We start from the raw sequence: 17,873 nt of genomic DNA on the forward strand, positions 1-17,873 counted from the left end.
GCTTTCGGGGTCGGTCTGGGAAGGGTCTGAGTTTACCGGGCGGGGTGTTCAGGGCTCAAAAACCCCGCACCACCTCCAGCGCGTCCTCAATCCGCTCCACCGCGTGGATGGTCATGCCGCTGAGGGCCGCCATCAAGGCCTTGTCGGACGCCTTGGGCGCGTTGGCCTTGGGCACCACCGCCACCGAAAAGCCCAGCTTGGCGGCTTCCTTCAGGCGCTCCTGGCCGCGCGGGGCGGGGCGCACTTCGCCGGCCAAGCCCACTTCGCCAAAGGCAATGAAGCCTTTGGGCAGGGCTTTGCCGCGCAGGCTGCTGGTGATGGACAGCATCACGGCGAGGTCGGCTGCGGGTTCGGTGATGCGCACACCGCCCACGGCGTTGACGAACACGTCCTGGTCCATGCAGGCCACGCCGGCGTGGCGGTGCAACACCGCCAGCAGCATGGCCAGGCGGTCGCGGTCCAGGCCCACGCTCAGACGCCGGGGCGAGGGGCCGCCGGTGTCCACCAGGGCCTGGATTTCCACCAGCATGGGGCGGGTGCCTTCCAGCGTCACCATCACGCAGCTGCCGGGCACGGGCTCGGTGTGTTGGCTCAGAAAGATGGCGCTGGGGTTGCTCACGCCCTTGAGGCCTTTTTCGGTCATGGCGAAAACGCCGATCTCATTGACCGCGCCAAAGCGGTTCTTGATGGCACGCACCAGGCGGAAGCTGCTGTGGGTGTCGCCTTCGAAGTAGAGCACCGTGTCCACCATGTGTTCCAGCACGCGCGGGCCAGCCAGGGCGCCTTCTTTGGTCACATGGCCCACCAGCACGATGGCGGTGCCACTGGCTTTTGCGGCGCGCGTGAGGTGGGCAGCGCATTCGCGCACCTGCGCCACCGAGCCGGGCGCCGAAGTGAGCTGGTCGGAGTAGACGGTCTGGATAGAGTCGATGACCGCAATCGCCGGCTGTTGTGCTTGCAGCGTGTGCAGGATTTTTTCGAGCTGGATTTCGGCCAGCACCTTGACCTGGCTCTGGTTCAGACCCAGCCGGCGCGAGCGCAGCGCCACCTGGGCGCCACTTTCTTCACCGGTGACGTAGAGCGTGCTCAGGCCGGCGCGTTGCAGCGCGTCCAGCGCCTGCAGCAGCAGGGTGGATTTGCCGATGCCCGGGTCGCCGCCGATGAGCACCACACCGCCTTCCACGATGCCGCCGCCCAGCACCCGGTCCAGTTCGTCCAGGCCGGTGGCACTGCGGTCCACGTCGCTGGCTTCGATCTCGGACAGCACCGCGATCTGCGCCGTGGGCGCGAGGGCGGCGAAACGGTTTTTGGCCGGGGCGGCCGGCTCGGCCACCGATTCCACCAGGGTGTTCCAGGCGTTGCAGTGCGGGCACTTGCCCAGCCAGCGCGGGCTGCTGCCGCCACATTCGTTGCAGGTGTAGAGGGTCTTGTCTTTGGCCATGGGGATGCCCGTTCAGGCGAGTTCCAGAAACTGCAGCACCTCACCCAGGTGATGGTCGAAGTCGCTCAGGGCGTGGTCGCCGCCAGTCAGCAGCTTGATGTGTGCGCCCACACATCCGCCCACCATCTCGCGCCAGTTCAGCACCTCGTCGCCCATAGCGATGAGCGCAAACGCATCGCGCAAGGGCAGGGCGATGGCGTTTTGCTGGGCTTGCAGTTCGGCCACAAAGCCAGGTTCAAAAAAGAAGCGCTCCTCGGGGTTTTGCCAGGTGGTCTGCTCGCCGATGTATTTGGCCAGGTCGCGCGCGGGCTGGATGGCGGGGTTGAGCAGCGCCACGCGGTAGCCCAGTTGGGCGTGCAGCCAGCGGGCATAAAACCCACCCAGCGAGGAGCCCACCACGGCCACCCGGTCGTGTGGCCAGTTGCGGATGCCGTCCATCACCAGCGCCATGGCCGCAGCGGGTGAGGGCGGCAGCTGAGGGCACCACCAGGTTGCGCCGGGGTGCTCCCGCGCCACACGTTCGGCCATCTGCCGCGCTTTGGCAGATTGAGGCGACGAACGGAAGCCGTGCAGGTAAAGCAGGTGGGTGGCGGTTGGGCGCGGTGTGGTGGCGGACATGGCACGAGGATAATTCACGCCCATGGCCGTTGTTTTTGATAGACCTTCCCTGTGGCAGCGTGTGCTGCCGGTGTTTCAGGGGTTCGATTTGCCCCTGGCGTTGGCGGTGTCCCTGCTCGCGGGCATGGGCCTGCTGGTGATGTATTCCGTGGGTTTTGACCACGGCAGCCGTTTTGCCGACCACGGCCGCAACATGCTGATCGCCGTGGGCGTGCTGTTTTTTGTGGCCCAGGTGCCACCGCAGCGGCTGATGGCGTTGGCCTTGCCCTTGTACCTGGGGGGCGTGCTGCTGCTGCTGGGGGTGGAGCTGTTCGGCATCACGCGCAAGGGCGCTACCCGGTGGCTGGACATCCAGGTCACGGTCATCCAGCCCAGCGAGCTGATGAAAATTGCCATGCCGCTGATGTTGGGCTGGTGGTTCCAGCGCCGCGAAGGGCAGTTGCGGCCGCTTGACTTTCTCGTGGCCGGCGCCTTGCTGCTCGTGCCGGTGGGGCTGATTATCAAACAACCCGACCTGGGCACCTCGCTGCTGGTGCTGGCCTCCGGGCTGTGGGTGATCTATTTTGCCGGTCTGAGCTGGAAACTCATCTTGCCGCCGGTGGTGCTGGGGGCGGTCGGCATCATCACGCTGGTGATCATGGGCGACGACTGGTGCCAGCCCGGCCTCGACTGGCAGGTGCTGCACGACTACCAGAAACAGCGCGTGTGCACCTTGCTTGACCCCACCAAAGACCCACTGGGCAAGGGTTTCCACATCATCCAGGGCATGATCGCCATTGGGTCCGGGGGGGTCTGGGGCAAGGGTTTCATGCAGGGCACACAAACCCACCTGGAGTTCATCCCGGAGCGCACCACCGACTTCATCTTCGCCGGCCTCTCCGAAGAGTTTGGCCTCGTCGGCGTCATCGGTCTGTTGCTGGCCTTTGTGTTTCTCATCTTTCGGGGCCTGGCCATTGCGATGGAGGCGCCCACCCTGTTCTCGCGTCTGGTGGGCGGCGCGGTCACGCTCAACTTCTTTGTTTACGCTTTTGTCAACATGGGCATGGTCAGCGGCATCCTGCCCGTGGTGGGCGTGCCGCTGCCCTTCATCAGCTACGGCGGCACGGCCATGGTCACGCTGGGCGCGGGTTTGGGCATCCTGATGTCGATTGCGCGTTCCAAGCGGTTGGTGCAAACATGAGTGCCGCGGTCCAGGTCGGCATCATTGGCGCGGGCAACATGGGTGGCGCCATGTTGGCCCGCCTGTGCGAGCGCGGCTGGCGCGTGGCCATGCACGACATCGACCCCGCGCGCTGCGACCAGGCCCGTCCCGTGGGGGCCGAGGTCTGCGCGGATGCCGCCGCCGTGGCGGCCCGCCTGGGCGATGGCGGTGTGCTCATCGTTGCCGTGGTGGACGCTGCGCAGACCGAGGCCGTGCTGTTTGGTGCCGCAGGTGCCGTGCCCGCGCTGCGCCCGGGCGGCACCGTGATGTTGTGCCCCACCATCGCGCCCGAGGTGGTGGCGCATTGCGCCGCCCGCCTGAACGAGCGCGGTGTGGCCACGCTGGACGCACCCATGTCAGGTGGTCCGGCGCGGGCGCGCGATGGCAGCATGAGCCTCATGTTGGCTGGCCCGCAGGCCGTGCTGGCGCAACATGCCGACTTGCTGGCCGATGTGTCCTCGCGCCGTTTTGTCGTCAGCGAACGCCCTGGCGACGGCGCCCGCACCAAGCTGGTCAACAACCTGTTGGCCGGCATCAACCTCGTGGGCGCTGCCGAGGCCCTGGCCCTGGCCGAGCGCATGGGGCTGGACCTGGGCACCACGCTGGATGTGATCGAACACAGCAGCGGCCAGAGCTGGATTGGCAGCGACCGCATGCGCCGCGCCATCGCGGGTGATCTGGCGCCCCGCGCCCACGTGACCCTGCTGGAAAAAGACACCGGTTTGGCCGTGGCCGCTGGTCGTGCGGTGGGGTTTGAAGGCCCGTTGGGTCAGCGCGTGGCTGCCGTGTTCCAGGCCGCCCATCAGGCGGGCATGGCGGAGCTGGACGATGCGGCCTTGTTGCAGTGGCTGCGCAACCCCAAACCTGCCGCTTGACCCCTGTGCTGTTGCCGTCTTGTCGGCCTTCCTACAATCACCCCATGATCGCCCGCGAACCCACCCTGGCACGCATTGCCACCGCCCAATCCCTTTTGCTCGACCCGTTTGGTCTGGACGAGTCCCATTTGCGCAAGGCGCTGGGCGAAATCATGAGCCACGGCGTGGACGATGCCGACCTCTATTTTCAGTACACCCGCTCTGAGGGCTGGAGCCTGGAAGAGGGCATCGTCAAGACTGGCAGCTTCAGCATCGACCAAGGGGTGGGCGTGCGTGCCGTGAGCGGGGAGAAGACCGCTTTTGCGTATTCCGACGACCTGTCCTGGGCCGCCTTGCAAGACGCCGCCCACACCGTGCGCACCATTTCTGCCCAAGGCCAGAACAAAAAGGCCAAAGTGGGCCCGCGCAAGGTGGCCAAGGCGCGCAGCCTGTACGCCCCCACCGACCCCATTGCCAGCCTGAACAGCACCGAAAAAGTGGCCCTGCTGGAAAAGGTGGAGAAGCTCGCCAAAGCCAAGGACCCGCGCATCGTGCAGGTGATGGCGGGCCTGGCCAGCGAATACGACGTGGTGCTGGTGGCGCGCGCCGACGGCACCCTGGCCGCCGATGTGCGCCCGCTGGTGCGCCTGTCGGTCACCGTGATCGCGGAACAGAACGGCCGCCGTGAAATGGGCTCCTCGGGCGGCGGTGGCCGTTTTGGTTTTGCCTACTTCGACGATGCCATGGCCCAGCGCTACGTGGACGAGGCCGTGGAATCGGCCCTGACCAACCTCGAATCACGTGCCGCGCCGGCCGGCGAAATGACCGTGGTGCTCGGCCCGGGTTGGCCCGGCGTGTTGCTGCACGAGGCGGTGGGCCACGGGCTGGAAGGTGACTTCAACCGCAAGGGCAGCAGCGCCTTCAGTGGCCGCATCGGCCAGCGCGTGGCGGCCAAGGGCGTGACCGTGTTGGACGACGGCACCATTCAGGATCGGCGCGGCTCGCTCAACGTGGACGACGAAGGCCACGCCACACAGAAAAACGTGTTGATTGAGGACGGCATCCTGCGCGGCTACATCCAGGACAGCCTGAATGCCCGCTTGATGGGTGTGGCGCCCACGGGCAACGGCCGGCGCGAAAGCTACGCCCACCTGCCCATGCCCCGCATGACCAACACCTACATGCTGGGTGGCGACCGCGATCCGAAAGAAATCATCGCCAGCATCAAGCGCGGCCTCTACGCCACCAACTTTGGTGGTGGCCAAGTGGACATCACCAGCGGCAAATTCGTGTTCTCTGCCAGCCAGGCCTACTGGGTGGAAAACGGCCAGATCCAATACCCGGTCAAGGGCGCCACGCTGATCGGCAACGGCCCCGAGGCCATGAAAAAAGTCAGCATGATCGGCAACGACCTGGCGCTGGACAGCGGTGTGGGCACCTGTGGCAAAGAAGGCCAGAGCGTGCCGGTGGGTGTGGGCCAGCCCACGCTGCGCATCGATGGGCTGACCGTTGGGGGCACCGCCTGACGTTTGCAACAGCTGTCAACGCTGTTGGGGCCGTGTTCACCTGATGGTGTCTCCGCACCTTGTGACGAGACTATTAAAAGACTATATTAAGACCTCCTCAGGTCCGAAGCATGGTCATGCGCTACTCATCACAAATCAAGCCCATCAGTTACCTCAAAGCCAACGCTGCCGAGGTTCTGACGCACCTCGCGGAGCAGCGTGAACCGATGGTCATCACCCAAAACGGTGAAGCCAAGGCTGTCCTGCAGGACGTCGCCTCGTTTGAAGAGACGCAAGAAACGCTGGCCTTGTTAAAAATGCTTGCGCTGGGAAATCAGGATGTAGCGGCTGGCAAGGTCAAGCCTGTGGCTGACGTCGTTATCCGCCTCCGCGCCAAGCGAACTTCAGCCTGATGGCAGGCGCATCTGCCACCTTTGAAGTCTTGCTCACCGAGGGTGCGGAGCAGGACTTGGAGGCCCTCCACGACCACATCTGCCAATTCGACTGTGTCGCCAACGCCAACGATGTGTTGGATGCGGTGATGGACATGGTGGATAGCCTGTCGAAATTCCCGGAACGCGGTAGCTATCCGAAGGAACTGGTCGGCCTTGGTATCAAAGAATACCGCCAAACCTTCTTCAAGCCTTACCGTGTGATCTACCGTGTCAGAGGCAGACAAGTCATCATTTACTTGATTGCGGACGGACGACGTGACATGCAAACCGTGCTCGCTCGCCGCCTGCTGGGCACTTGAGGTGACTCGCAGGGATCCGCCACAGTGCTTACAAACTCGGGAGGCCCGTCGGCACATGGCCCACTCCACAGGGCTTCCAAGCACGCGACCCCTACGGCCGCCAGAGCCGGCACCTGCCCGCCAGTGGCCAGCCACGCCGTGTGGGCCAACGCGAATACGTTCGGGACGTGCGGACCGCCTGATCGAAGTGCGCCAAGCAAGGCGGCAGGCATGGCAATCAGCGAAGACAAGCCGGTGATGATCGTGCCAGACATTGTGGGTTTCAGCCGAAGCTTGGCGGCGGCACGCGACTTTGCGGGCTGATCGTTGGTGGGGCGGCTTGATCGTTTCAGGTCCTGAGTCCATTCTTTTTTGATTTCAGCCACGCATGTGCGTCAGCCTGGCCAAGAGCAAAGGCTGAATCGACCGTCGCCCGATAGGTGCAGTCCCAGGTGGACACCGGGATTGGGCGGCTGGGTTGCCAATACCAGCGATGGTTTTGGAAAAAAATCGATGGTCTCTTCGGGTAATGCCGGGTCAGCAGCGTCAGTGAGTGCGTGTGGCGCGTTCCTGTCGGCAGTGGCGCGTTGTCCGTGTAACCACCGTCAAAGGCCGCATGGTGTCCCAGCAGTTGTGCTGGCATGATGGGTGGAGGTGCAGCGCTGGCTTTCAGCAGACGGTGTACATCTTCGATGGGCTGGCTGCCGTCAATCGGTAGAAATTCAAGGCGCAGCCCCAGCCAATGTGGCAAGCGTGGATGAAGTTTGTGTCGTACTTTGTTGTCTATGGCATAGGCCAGTGTTCCCATTCCGACACTCCCGGCCAGTCCCAGCAGGCGCGACGGTCTCGTGACCGCCACCAGTAACTTGGATGATTGCTCTGCCAAGCGCTGCAGGTTGTTTTGTGTGACGAATGCGGACAGCCAAGTCGGGTAGATGTGTTGGTGAGCAAACTCCATCCGAAGTGACAGCAGGCCGCGCCAACGAAAGTTGGCAGCGTTTCGTGCGTACAGCGCACGACAGGCATTGAGTGCTGTGGTTAAACCACCGGTTAGGGCTGCAGTCGCAATCGCGGCCCCTGCACTGGTGGCAATCAATTCACCAGGCAGTTCGTTGCCCTCGTCGAGCAGCGTGCTCAATATTCCAGCCTGCCACCAGCATCGATTGCCACCTCCGGCAAGCACCAAGGTGTCCGGCTCTCCTGGCCAGAATGGTATTTCCATCTTTTGCATTTTTCTCCCTATGCCCTACGGCAGATCACCTATTTTCTTTGTAATTCTGTCACGGCGATCTGTACGGCGATCTGTATGAACCGTTGTGCGATGGGCCCGTCCCCCACAGATTCGCCACGCGCGCGCTCTCTGTTGTGCGGGAGCGACGCGCTCCGCTGGTGGCCTACATGCGTTGTGCTACATTGGCATCCCATGAAAGCCGCCCGCTTTTACTTTGCTTACTTTTGGATCTCACGCGTCACCGACGGCAGAGAGGCACAAGCGTAAGCAAACGCGCAAGGCCAGCAAAATCTGAAAAACCGTCGGGACCCCCGGCGGTTTTTTTTTGCGCCACGTGCACCCACCACTGTTCCATCCGTTTTCAACCACCTGTTCGAGGAGTCAGCCATGAATGCCAAAGCCCACAGCCCCAGCCCCGAGTCCTGGTATGCGGCCGTCGAAAAAACCAGCGAAACCGACGACAAACGCATCAAGGACGTGACTGTGCTGCCTCCTCCCGAACACCTGATCCGCTTTTTCCCCATCCGTGGCACGGCCGTCGAGTCGCTGATCACCCAGACCCGCAAGTCCATTCACAACATCCTGCACGGCAAGGACGACCGCCTGCTGGTCGTGATCGGCCCGTGCTCCATCCACGACCCGGCCGCCGCGCTCGACTACGCACGCCGCCTCAAGCCGCTGCGTGACAAGTACGCCGATTCGCTGGAAATCGTGATGCGTGTCTACTTCGAAAAGCCACGCACCACGGTGGGCTGGAAGGGCCTGATCAACGACCCCTACCTGGATGAAAGTTTCCGCATCGATGAAGGCCTGCGCATCGCGCGCCAGTTGCTCATCGAGATCAACCGCCTGGGGCTGCCGGCGGGCAGCGAGTTCCTCGATGTCATCTCGCCGCAGTACATCGGCGACCTGATCGCCTGGGGTGCCATCGGCGCACGCACGACCGAGAGCCAGGTGCACCGCGAGCTGGCCTCGGGCCTGTCGGCGCCGATTGGCTTCAAGAACGGCACCGACGGCAACATCAAAATCGCGACCGACGCCATCCAGGCCGCCGCGCGTGGCCACCACTTCCTGTCGGTGCATAAAAACGGCCAGGTGGCCATCGTGCAGACCAATGGCAACAAGGATTGCCACGTGATTTTGCGTGGTGGCAAGGTACCCAACTACGACGCTGCCAGTGTGGCCGCCGCCTGCAAGGAACTGGACGCCGCCAAACTGCCGGCCACGCTGATGGTGGATTGCAGCCACGCCAACAGCAGCAAGCAGCACGAGAAGCAGATGGACGTGGCGCGCGACATCGGGGCACAAATCGCCGGTGGTTCGCGCAGCGTTTTTGGGGTGATGGTGGAAAGCCACATCAACCCCGGCGCGCAAAAATTCACGCCCGGCAAGGACGACGTGAGCAAGCTGGCCTACGGCCAAAGCATCACCGACGCCTGCATCGACTGGGGTCAGTCCGAGCAGTTGCTCGAAGGTCTGGCGCAGTCGGTGCTGGCGCGCCGCGCGCGTTGACAAACGACCACCCGCATGCCCGAGGGGGTATGCGGGCGGGTGGGCTTGGCGGCACAATGTGCAGGCAGTTCAACACGTCATCAGGAGTTTGCGGCCATGCGTTGCCAAGTCACCGTCAGTTGGGGCGAACACACCCAGTACACCTTCGATCTGGAAGAAGTGCAGCCCATGCCCCACGAACTGGCACGCCAGTGGCTGGACCAGCAGTTCACCGAAATGGAGTGCGAACCTTTGCGGCCCACAGGCAAGTTGCTGCTGGCCGACAAGGTGCTGGTGGTGGCCCAGGCCGCTGGCCAGAGCCGTTTTTCGCAAGAGGCCTACCGTCCGTGGGCCAACGCCTTTGCGCGCGCCGTGAGTGCGGTGTTGGCCAAGCCGGTGGTGCGCATCGACGTGCCGTCGCTGTCTGTCAGCTACTGAATACGGCCCCCACGCTCCGCCGCTGCGCGGGTCGCTGCCCCCCAAAGGGGACGGGGTCACCTTGGGGCGGCCCGGCGGTGACCCGATGGTCAGCGGAAGCGGGTCGCGAGCGCATCCAGCAAACGCTGGTGCACACCACCAAAGCCACCGTTGCTCATGCACAGCAACTGGTCGCCCGGCTGCGCCGCAGCCATCACCTGATCGACCAGCGTGGCGATGTCACCGGCCACCTGGGCACGCGTGCCCATAGGGGCCAGCGCCTCGGCTGCGTCCCAGCCCAGGCCGCCGCTGTGGCAAAACGCCAGGTCGGCCTGTTCCAGGCTCCAGGGCAACTGGCTTTTCATGGTGCCCAGCTTCATGGTGTTGCTGCGCGGCTCAAAAATGGCCAGGATGCGTGCCGCGCCCACCTGGCGGCGCAGGCCGTCCACCGTGGTGCGTATGGCCGTCGGGTGGTGGGCAAAGTCGTCGTAGACGGTGACGTTGGCCACCGTGCCACGCACTTCCATCCGGCGTTTGACGTTCTGGAACTGCCCCAAGGCCTCGGCGGCCAGCGCGGGCGCTACCCCCACGTGTTCGGCTGCCGCGATGGCGGCCAGGGCGTTGAGCTGGTTGTGCACGCCGCCCAAGGCCCAGCGCACACGCGCCACTTCGCGCCCTGCTTGCAGCACGGCAAAGTCATTCGGCTCGCCTTCGGCAGAAAAGTCGCTCACCGCCGCGCCGAAGCTGCGTTGCTCGCTCCAGCAGCCTTGGTGCAACACCCGCGCCAGGCTTTCTTCCAGCCCGTTCCACACCACACGGCCTTGTGAGGGCACGGTGCGCACCAGGTGGTGGAACTGGCGCTCGATGTCGGCCAGGCTGTCGAAGATGTCGGCGTGGTCGAATTCGAGGTTGTTGAGCACGGCGGTGCGGGGGCGGTAGTGCACGAACTTGCTGCGTTTGTCGAAAAACGCGGTGTCGTACTCGTCCGCCTCGATGACGAAGAGAGGCTGGCGGGTTGGCAGCGCGTTCTGCGCAGGTAAAGGAGGAGCCGGCGCAGCCGGCGGGGGACACGGAGCAGAGCGCGCTGCCAACCCGCCAGCCTCGCCTGCCCCCTCGCTTGTGTTGTTGACGGCACCGCCCAGGCGCGCCGATACACCAAAATTCAAAGGCACGCCGCCGACCAGGAAGCCCGGTTTCAATCCTGCGTATGCCAGCACCCAAGCCAACATCGACGTGGTGGTGGTTTTGCCGTGCGTTCCCGCCACCGCCAGCACATGCCGGCCTTGCAGGATGTGTTCGCTCATCCATTGAGGGCCGCTGGTGTAGGGTGCGCCGGCGTCGAGGATGGCTTCCATCAACGGGAATTTCGGTGATCCGTCGGGCAGGCGTGCCCGGCTGACCACGTTGCCGATGACAAACATGTCGGGCTTGAGCGCCATCTGGTCCGCGCCAAACCCCTCGATCAAATCAATGCCCAGCGCGCGCAACTGGTCGCTCATGGGCGGGTAGACGCCGGCGTCGCAGCCGGTCACGGTGTGGCCCGCCTCGCGGGCCAGGGCCGCCACGCCACCCATGAAGGTGCCGCAGATGCCGAGGATGTGGATGTGCATGGCCGTGATTATCGCGGGCCGTGGCAACCCGACTTCGGCTCAGTTGGGGAACATCTGCCGCAGCTTGAGCTTCCAGAATTTGCCGGTGGAGGTGCGTGGCACCGCGGCTATGAACTCGTAGCGCTCGGGCAGTTGCCACTTGGCAAAGTGGTTTTGCAGCAGGTGGGCGTTGAGCGCGGCCGCCTCTGCCGTGTGGCCGGGCTTGATGACCACACAGGCCAGCGGGCGTTCGCTCCATTTTTCGTCGGGAATGGCGATCACGGCGGCTTCTGCCACGGCGGGATGGCCCATGAGGGCATTCTCCAGATCGACGGAGCTGATCCATTCGCCGCCCGATTTGATGAGGTCTTTGGTGCGGTCGGTGATGCGCAGAAAACCCAGCGTGTCCACCGAGGCCACGTCGCCGGTGCGCAGCCAGCCATCGGGGGTGAACTTCTCTTCGCTCACCGGCACCTCGTGGTAGCCGCCGGTGATGAAAGGGCCGCGCACCTGGATTTCACCGACGGCCTGCCCGTTCCAGGGCGCGTCCTGGCCGTCATCGCCTCGGATGCGCAGGTCCACCAAGGGCACAGGCACGCCGGCCATGGCGGCACGCCGGTAGCGCTCGACCTGGGGCGCGTTTCGCAACTCGGCCTTGGGGTAAGACACCGCCGCCAGTGGCGATGTTTCGGTCATGCCCCAGCCTTGCAACAACCAGATGCCATGCGCGTCGAAGGCGCGGATGAGTGATTCAGGCACCGCCGCCCCGCCCACCAGTGAGCGCATGCCCTGGGGCAGTTTCCAGCGGCCGTGTTGAGGGTGGGCCGGGTCTTGTGCGGCACTGTAGGCCTGGATCATCCCCATCCAGATGGTGGGCACGCCCAGCGACAGGGTTGGCGGCTCCAGCGTCATCAGGTCCAGCAGATCTTCAGGGTGCAGATGGGGCCCGGGGAAAACCAGTTTGGCCCCCGTCAGGATGGCTCCGTAAGGCGTGCCCCAGCAGTTGGCGTGGAACATGGGGGTGACGGGCAGCAGCACGTCGGAGCCTTTGAGGCCCCAGAAATCGCCCATGCAGGCCACCAGCGTGTGCAGGAGGGTGGACCGGTGCGAATACACCACCCCTTTGGGCCGGCCGGTGGTGCCCGAGGTGTAGCACATGGCCACGGGGTCGGTCTCGAGGTGGGGCGCCGGTGCCCAGGCATCGGGGTCGGCGCTGCCCAGCCAGGCTTCGTAGTCGGTGAAGCCGGCGGGCACGCTGGTGCCTGAAAACGGGAACACGATCACGTGTTCGAAGGCGTGAAGGTGTTTGAATTGCCCGTACAAGGGCAACAACACGTCGTCCACGATGAGCACCCGGTCTTGCGCGTCGGCGGCGATCCAGCCGATTTCCTCGGGTGCCAGGCGCAGGTTCAGCGTGTGCATCACGCCACCGGCGGCGGGGATGCCGAAGTAGCACTCCAGGTGGGCGTGGTGGTTCCAGCACAGGGTTGCCACGCGTTCGCCTTTTTGCAGGCCCAGGCCGGCCAGCGCCGCCGCCAGCGCTCGGGTGCGCCGGTGCCATTCGGCGTAGCTGTGGCGCACCAGCGATTTGTCGGGCCGCCGCGAAACGATTTCCTGCGTGGGAAACAGTGCACCCGCCCGCTCCAGCACATGGTTGAGCGACAGGGGCACGTCCATCATGGTTGTCAACATCTTGCCTCCACTGTGGTTTTGGCCACTGTACGGAGCGCCCCGGCGTCGCGCAATGCACAATGTCGCGCAATGGACAGCAGCGTCAAACACGAGATCGCCGCCACCGCCGCCCGGCTGGTGGTGGAGGAGGGCCTGGAATACGGCCCGGCGAAGAAGCGCGCGGCCAAACAGCTGGGTATGCCGCAGCGAGGCGAACTCCCGGACAACCGGCTGCTTGAAGCGGCGGTGCGCGAATACCTCGACCTGTTTTGCGCTGACACACAACCCGGCGAGCTGCGCGCGCTGCGCGAACTGGCCCTGGTGTGGATGGAGCGCCTGGCCGAGTTCCGCCCTCACCTGGGCGGTGCGGTGTGGCACGGCACCGCAACGCGGCTGAGCGACATCTACCTTCAGCTGTTCTGTGACGATCCCAAATCGGCCGAACTGGCTTTGATTGACAAGCGGGTGGACTACGAGCCGCGCACCGTGACCGGCTTCAACGGCAAGCCGGTGGAGGCCCTGAGCTTCAACAGCCGCTGCGATGCGCTGGGTGAATACATCGGGGTGCACCTGCTGATCAACGATGCCGACGACCAACGCGGCGCCCTGCACCTGGACGATCAGGGGCGCAAACCACGGGGCGATGTGGCGGCCCTGCGGGCCATGCTGGTGGCCGAGGTGGGCGGTTGAACTTTTGCGCAATGGCGCGTTCCTTCAAGCATGAACAAACGATCTCTTCTGACCGGTGGCGTGGCCGCGCTGGCGGGCGCACTGGGTGCCGGCTGGGCGTGGTGGAAATTCCAACCGCACGCGCCAGCCGACGGCGCGGCCGAGCTGTGGTGGTCGCAGCAATTCGAAACCCCTGACGGAACGCCGTTGGCGGTGGCGCCGTGGCGTGGCAAACCTTTGCTGGTGAACTTCTGGGCCACCTGGTGCCCGCCCTGTGTGGAAGAGTTGCCGTTGCTCAACGCTTTCTACCGCGAGCAGCAGGCGCGCGGCTGGCAGGTGGTGGGTGTGGCCATCGACCAACCCAGCGCGGTGCGCCGGTTCACGCAGAAGCTGCCGCTGGCTTTTCCCGTCGCCATCGGTGGTTTGCAGGGCACCGAACTGAGCAAGGCCTTGGGCAACAGCAGTGGTGGCCTGCCGTTTTCGGTGGCCTTCAATTCGCGCGGTGGGGTGGCTGAACGCAAGCTGGGGCAGCTCAAGCCAGACGACTTGGCGCAGTGGGCGGGCGCCATCGCCTGATGCGCTGGCGGGGTCGTGGCCTCAGGCGCTCGACAGGCAGCGCTGCTCAAACTCCGCTGCGGGCAAGCCCGGTGCACTCAGAAAACCTTGGTACTGGTCGCAGCCCACCTGCGCCAGGAATCCCCGCTGCGCTTCGGTTTCCACGCCCTCGGCCACCACATCCAGCTTGAGCGCGTGTCCCATCTGCACCACCGCCGTCACGATGGCGCGGTCGCTGTCCTGTTCGTGTAACGACGCGATGAAGGAGCGGTCGATCTTGAGTTTGTGGATGGGAAACTGTTTGAGGTAGCCCAGGCTGGAGTAGCCGGTGCCAAAGTCGTCGATCGACAGCTTGACACCGAGTGCCGCCAAGGCCTGAAGCCGCTCCAGCGCCTCGTCGGCATCGTGCACGAGGATGGACTCGGTCAGTTCCAGCTCCAGCAGGTGGTGTGGCAGGCCGCTGTCCCGCAGGGCTTCGGCCACCGTGTCCACGTAGTGGGCTTGCTGGAACTGCAGGGCCGACACGTTGACAGACACCCTGATCGCTTTGCCGGCGTTGGCCCACAGCGCGGCTTGACGGACCGCTTCCTGCATCACCCACAAACCGAGGTGGACGATGAAACCCGATTCTTCGGCCACCGGGATGAACACCGCGGGCGACACCTGACCCAACTGCGGGTCGTGCCAGCGCAGCAGGGCTTCGCAGGCGCGCATTTCGCCGCTGACCGTGTCCACCTGGGGCTGGTAGTGCAGGGCAAAGCGGCGCTCGGCCAGTGCCTCTCGCATGGCGTGGTCCATCTTCACCCGCGCCAGCAGGTCCACGTTCATCTGCGGCTGGTAGAAGCGGAAGTTGCCTTTGCCACGTTCCTTCACCCTGTACATGGCGGTGTCGGCGTGTTTGATCAACTCGTCCAGCGTGCGGCCGTCTTCGGGCTGCATGGCGATGCCCATGCTGCAGCTGACGCTGAAGTTCATGCCATCCAGCTCGATGGGCCGAGACAGCGCGTCCAGGATGCGCTGGGCCGTCACCTCCGCCGCCCGCGCGTCGGCCTCGTGCAGGTGGATCACAAACTCGTCACCGCCCAGGCGGCTGAGGGTGTCGGTCTGGCGCAGGCAGCCTTTGAGGCGTTGCGCCACCTCGATCAGCACGCGGTCGCCGAACAGGTGACCCAGCGAGTCGTTGATCTGTTTGAAGCGGTCGAGATCGAGGAACAGGATGGCGAAACGGGTGCCTTCGCGTTGCGCCAGGTGCAGGGCGTGTTCCACCCGTTCGGTCAGCAGCAGGCGATTGGGCAGGCCGGTCAGCGGGTCGCTGTAGGCAAGTTGCTCGATGCGTTGTTGTGCCGCGAGTTTTTCGGTCAGGTCCTTGGCAAACACGACGATGTTGCGCGGGTTGCCGTGGTTGTCGCGCAGCATCACCCACGAGGCCAGGACGGCGAAGGCCGAACCGTCGGGGCGGCGGTGCCAAGCCTCGCCCTCCCAGAAGCCGTTGGCCATCAGCTTCTCATCGATCTGGGTGGTCAGCTCCGGGTCGTGTGGCGAAAAGAACAGGTCGCGCGAGGAGGTGCCCAGCAGGCTGTCGGTGGGGCACTCAAGCAGCCGGCCGGCTGAAGGGTTGACGACCAGGATCCGATAGGCCGGGTCGGTGACGAAGATGGCGTCCAGGCTGGACTCGAACACCTTGGCCGCCAGTTGCAACTGGTTTTCGGCCGCCAGGCGCTCGGTGATGTCGCGAAAGGAGTACACACGCCCGATGGGCCGGCCGCGGCCGTACTGGGGCAGCGTCACGCGCTCCAGCACACGCCCGGACCGCAGCACCAGCATGTCGTTGCCCTCCAGCAGGGGGGAGCGCGTGATCTGGCGCAGCCGCTGGCTGTAGTTCTCGCTGTCGGCCACCTGGCTGCCCAGGTGGGCGTGGATGGCGGCATCGTCGCGCTCCACCAGCAGCGGCTCGGGAATGTCCCACAGCTGCGCAAAATGTTGGTTGTAGCCCCGGATGGCGCCGTCGAGGTCGCACACCAGAATGCCGTCGGCGGTGGACTCCAGCGTGGCCCGCAGTTCGGCCACCAGCTTCTCCAGTTCCCCTTCCACGCGGCGCTGTTCGCTGTGGTCCAGGATGCCCACCACGTAGCACTGGTTGATGTCGTCCACCCGAACGCGGCTCACACGGCGCTCGATCTGGATGGCCTGCCCGTCGGCGCGGCGCAGAAGGGTTTCCGACTGGATGTGGTCACTCTGGCCGGCGGCCACGTCTTCCCAGAAGAAAATGTCCTCGGGCGAGGCCGTCATTTCGATCACGGGGCGGCCGACCATGTCGTCCGGGTTCAGGCCCTGCAGCGAACACGCGGCCTGGTTCACGGCCACGATGCGCAGCGTGAGCGGGTCCACCACCCACACAGCCTCCAGCATGCCTTCGATCAGGGGTGCCCAGTCGATGGCTCTCATGCGTTGCTTGCCACCACGAGAGGGTCCACCGAACGCTCAAAAAAATAACAGATGCGCTGACGGGGCGAGAGGTAGTCGATGGTGGCCTTGGGCAGTTGCAGCGGGGGCACGCTGCGCTTGATGCCCAAGTCCTTGGCCTGCTCCAGGTCCAGGATCAGCGCCTCGTCCTTGGGGACCGAGGGCTCGTGCACGATGATGCGCGGGCGCAGGGGGCGCGAGGAGTTGACCGACACCACCATGGCGTAGCGCGCATCCACGAGCTGCACGACCGAGCCCGGCGGGTAGACACCCATCATGCGGATGAAGGCGCCCAGGGTTGTGGTGTCAAAGCGGGTCTTCATCTGCGCGAAGATCAGGGACAGCGCCTCGTGTGGCGTCAGCGCGCCCGACGGGTTGCCCGGGTTGCACAGGTTGTCGTAGCGGTTGACCAGGGCCAGTATTTTGGCCAGCGGGCCGATCTTGTCGCCCTTGAGGCCCAGGGGGAAACCGGTGCCATCTTCCATCTCGTGGTGTTGCGAGATGCCCAGCGCCGCGTTGGCGGACAGGGCCATCTGTTTGGCCAGCGTGACGCCGTGCCCCACGTGGCTCTGGTAGAGCTTGTGCTCCGCGGGTGTGAAGTGGTCTTCGCGGAAGCGCACCCGGTCGGGCAGGCGCGGTTTGCCCATGTCGTGCAGCATGGCGGCTGTGCCAAGGTCGTTCAATGCATCGGCCGAGAGGCCCATGGCCTTGCCCAACAACAGGCTCAGCACAGTGACATTGACCGAGTGCAGTGCCGCGCGGTCGCCCAGGCCTTCGGACAGCAGGCGGATCACCGCATCGCCGTCGCCGAGCATCTGCTGGACGAAGCCGCCCACCACGGTCTCGCAGCGCGCGCGGGCCGCTTGCGCGTTGTGGTCGAGTTCATCGATCAATTGGCGGTAGCCCCGTGCGGCTTCGGCAAACTGCTTTTCGCACAACAGCAGGCTCTGCTTCTGGGCTTGCAACTGCGCGCGGCGCGCCTGGCGTGCCTGCTCGGCCTCCTGGGCCGCCTGGGTGAGGGGGGCATTGGCGACCACTGGCGTGGGCGCGGGCGTGTCAGCTGCTGCCGGTGCGTCGCTTTTGTCTGCCGCGTAGCGCACGGTTTTCAGGCCCAGCGAGCGGATGGTTTCGATCTGTTGCTGGCTGCTGATCTTGAAGCTGCTCAGCGGAAACGGGTGGTCCATCCAGCCCAGGTCCAGGTGCACAAACATGCCTATGCGCAGGTCGGCCACGGCGATCGACGTTGTGGGGCTGTCTTTCATGGCGTGGCGGATGGGTGTTGCAGTGCGGTGCTTTGTGCCATTATGTCGCAGATTCAACTACAAAGTGCACCGAATTTCAGTGTAACGGACGAATCTCCAAGCCCATGAACACCTCGTGGGGAGTGCGGTAGTTGAGGCACTTGCGGGGTCGGTGGTTGAGCCGGTAGAGCGCA

The 17,873-nt window shown here is 64.8% G+C and carries 16 protein-coding genes; 9 read left to right on the top strand and 7 right to left on the bottom strand.

What is annotated here, in order from left to right; translation table 11 throughout:
* Positions 1-55 precede the first annotated feature (55 nt).
* Both radA and ACFQPB_RS21205 read right to left on the bottom strand, forming a co-directional pair.
* Positions 56-1,441: a DNA repair protein RadA gene (gene radA, locus ACFQPB_RS21200; RefSeq protein WP_382227726.1), complete on the bottom strand. Its 1,386-nt coding sequence runs from the start codon at positions 1,439-1,441 to the stop codon at positions 56-58.
* A 12-nt stretch (positions 1,442-1,453) separates the two neighbouring features.
* Positions 1,454-2,059 carry a YqiA/YcfP family alpha/beta fold hydrolase gene (locus tag ACFQPB_RS21205; protein WP_382227729.1) on the bottom strand — a complete coding sequence of 202 codons (606 nt, stop codon included), beginning with the start codon at positions 2,057-2,059 and terminating at the stop codon, positions 1,454-1,456.
* A 22-nt stretch (positions 2,060-2,081) separates the two neighbouring features.
* Here ACFQPB_RS21205 and rodA point away from each other — a divergent pair, with 22 nt between their 5' ends.
* The 5 genes from rodA (at position 2,082) to ACFQPB_RS21230 (ending at position 6,373) form a co-directional block, all read left to right on the top strand.
* Positions 2,082-3,239: a rod shape-determining protein RodA gene (rodA, locus tag ACFQPB_RS21210; protein WP_382227732.1), complete on the top strand. Its 1,158-nt coding sequence runs from the start codon at positions 2,082-2,084 to the stop codon at positions 3,237-3,239.
* On the top strand, positions 3,236-4,135 hold the full coding sequence (locus ACFQPB_RS21215) for an NAD(P)-dependent oxidoreductase (protein ID WP_382227735.1): 900 nt from the start codon (positions 3,236-3,238) through the stop codon (positions 4,133-4,135). Before rodA ends, ACFQPB_RS21215 begins: the two co-directional genes overlap by 4 nt.
* A 44-nt stretch (positions 4,136-4,179) precedes the next feature.
* Positions 4,180-5,640, top strand: a complete 1,461-nt coding sequence (gene tldD, locus ACFQPB_RS21220) for a metalloprotease TldD (protein WP_382227738.1) — start codon at positions 4,180-4,182, stop codon at positions 5,638-5,640.
* A gap of 116 nt (positions 5,641-5,756) precedes the next feature.
* The gene (locus ACFQPB_RS21225) at positions 5,757-6,032 is read left to right on the top strand and encodes a type II toxin-antitoxin system Phd/YefM family antitoxin (protein WP_382227764.1); all 276 of its coding nucleotides are present in this window, start codon (positions 5,757-5,759) and stop codon (positions 6,030-6,032) included.
* Positions 6,032-6,373: a type II toxin-antitoxin system RelE/ParE family toxin gene (locus ACFQPB_RS21230; RefSeq protein ID WP_382227741.1), complete on the top strand. Its 342-nt coding sequence runs from the start codon at positions 6,032-6,034 to the stop codon at positions 6,371-6,373. The genes ACFQPB_RS21225 and ACFQPB_RS21230 overlap by 1 nt, the downstream gene beginning before the upstream one ends.
* 328 nt (positions 6,374-6,701) lie before the next feature.
* Here the strand turns inward: ACFQPB_RS21230 and ACFQPB_RS21235 are convergent, their stop codons facing one another.
* Positions 6,702-7,583: a patatin-like phospholipase family protein gene (locus tag ACFQPB_RS21235; RefSeq protein WP_382198115.1), complete on the bottom strand. Its 882-nt coding sequence runs from the start codon at positions 7,581-7,583 to the stop codon at positions 6,702-6,704.
* A 387-nt stretch (positions 7,584-7,970) separates the two neighbouring features.
* Between ACFQPB_RS21235 and ACFQPB_RS21240 the strand changes: the two genes are divergently transcribed.
* Together ACFQPB_RS21240 and ACFQPB_RS21245 are read left to right on the top strand one after the other, a co-directional pair.
* Positions 7,971-9,095: a 3-deoxy-7-phosphoheptulonate synthase gene (locus tag ACFQPB_RS21240; RefSeq protein ID WP_382198117.1), complete on the top strand. Its 1,125-nt coding sequence runs from the start codon at positions 7,971-7,973 to the stop codon at positions 9,093-9,095.
* Positions 9,096-9,191: 96 nt separating this feature from the next.
* On the top strand, positions 9,192-9,512 hold the full coding sequence (locus ACFQPB_RS21245; protein ID WP_382227744.1) for a hypothetical protein: 321 nt from the start codon (positions 9,192-9,194) through the stop codon (positions 9,510-9,512).
* Between the two features lie 89 nt (positions 9,513-9,601).
* Here the strand turns inward: ACFQPB_RS21245 and mpl are convergent, their stop codons facing one another.
* Positions 9,602-11,101, bottom strand: coding sequence for a UDP-N-acetylmuramate:L-alanyl-gamma-D-glutamyl-meso-diaminopimelate ligase (gene mpl, locus ACFQPB_RS21250; RefSeq protein ID WP_382227747.1), 1,500 nt, complete (start codon positions 11,099-11,101; stop codon positions 9,602-9,604).
* Between the two features lie 39 nt (positions 11,102-11,140).
* The gene (locus ACFQPB_RS21255; RefSeq protein ID WP_382227750.1) at positions 11,141-12,772 is read right to left on the bottom strand and encodes a long-chain-fatty-acid--CoA ligase; all 1,632 of its coding nucleotides are present in this window, start codon (positions 12,770-12,772) and stop codon (positions 11,141-11,143) included.
* A gap of 69 nt (positions 12,773-12,841) precedes the next feature.
* On the opposite strand from ACFQPB_RS21255, the gene ACFQPB_RS21260 reads away from it, so the two are divergent.
* Entirely contained in the window at positions 12,842-13,441 is a 600-nt protein-coding gene (locus ACFQPB_RS21260) for a hypothetical protein (RefSeq protein ID WP_382227752.1), read from the top strand.
* A gap of 30 nt (positions 13,442-13,471) precedes the next feature.
* Positions 13,472-13,996 (top strand): TlpA disulfide reductase family protein, encoded by a 525-nt coding sequence (locus ACFQPB_RS21265; RefSeq protein WP_382227755.1) that lies wholly within the window; start codon positions 13,472-13,474, stop codon positions 13,994-13,996.
* 21 nt (positions 13,997-14,017) lie between these two features.
* On the opposite strand, the gene ACFQPB_RS21270 is transcribed toward ACFQPB_RS21265, so the two are convergent.
* Both ACFQPB_RS21270 and ACFQPB_RS21275 read right to left on the bottom strand, forming a co-directional pair.
* On the bottom strand, positions 14,018-16,420 hold the full coding sequence (locus tag ACFQPB_RS21270; protein WP_382227758.1) for a sensor domain-containing protein: 2,403 nt from the start codon (positions 16,418-16,420) through the stop codon (positions 14,018-14,020).
* Positions 16,417-17,700 (bottom strand): HD-GYP domain-containing protein, encoded by a 1,284-nt coding sequence (locus tag ACFQPB_RS21275; RefSeq protein WP_382227761.1) that lies wholly within the window; start codon positions 17,698-17,700, stop codon positions 16,417-16,419. The genes ACFQPB_RS21270 and ACFQPB_RS21275 overlap by 4 nt, the downstream gene beginning before the upstream one ends.
* Positions 17,701-17,873 lie beyond the last annotated feature (173 nt).

Origin of the sequence: Hydrogenophaga atypica (assembly GCF_042665215.1) — a bacterium.
Lineage (GTDB): Bacteria > Pseudomonadota > Gammaproteobacteria > Burkholderiales > Burkholderiaceae_C > Hydrogenophaga > Hydrogenophaga defluvii_A.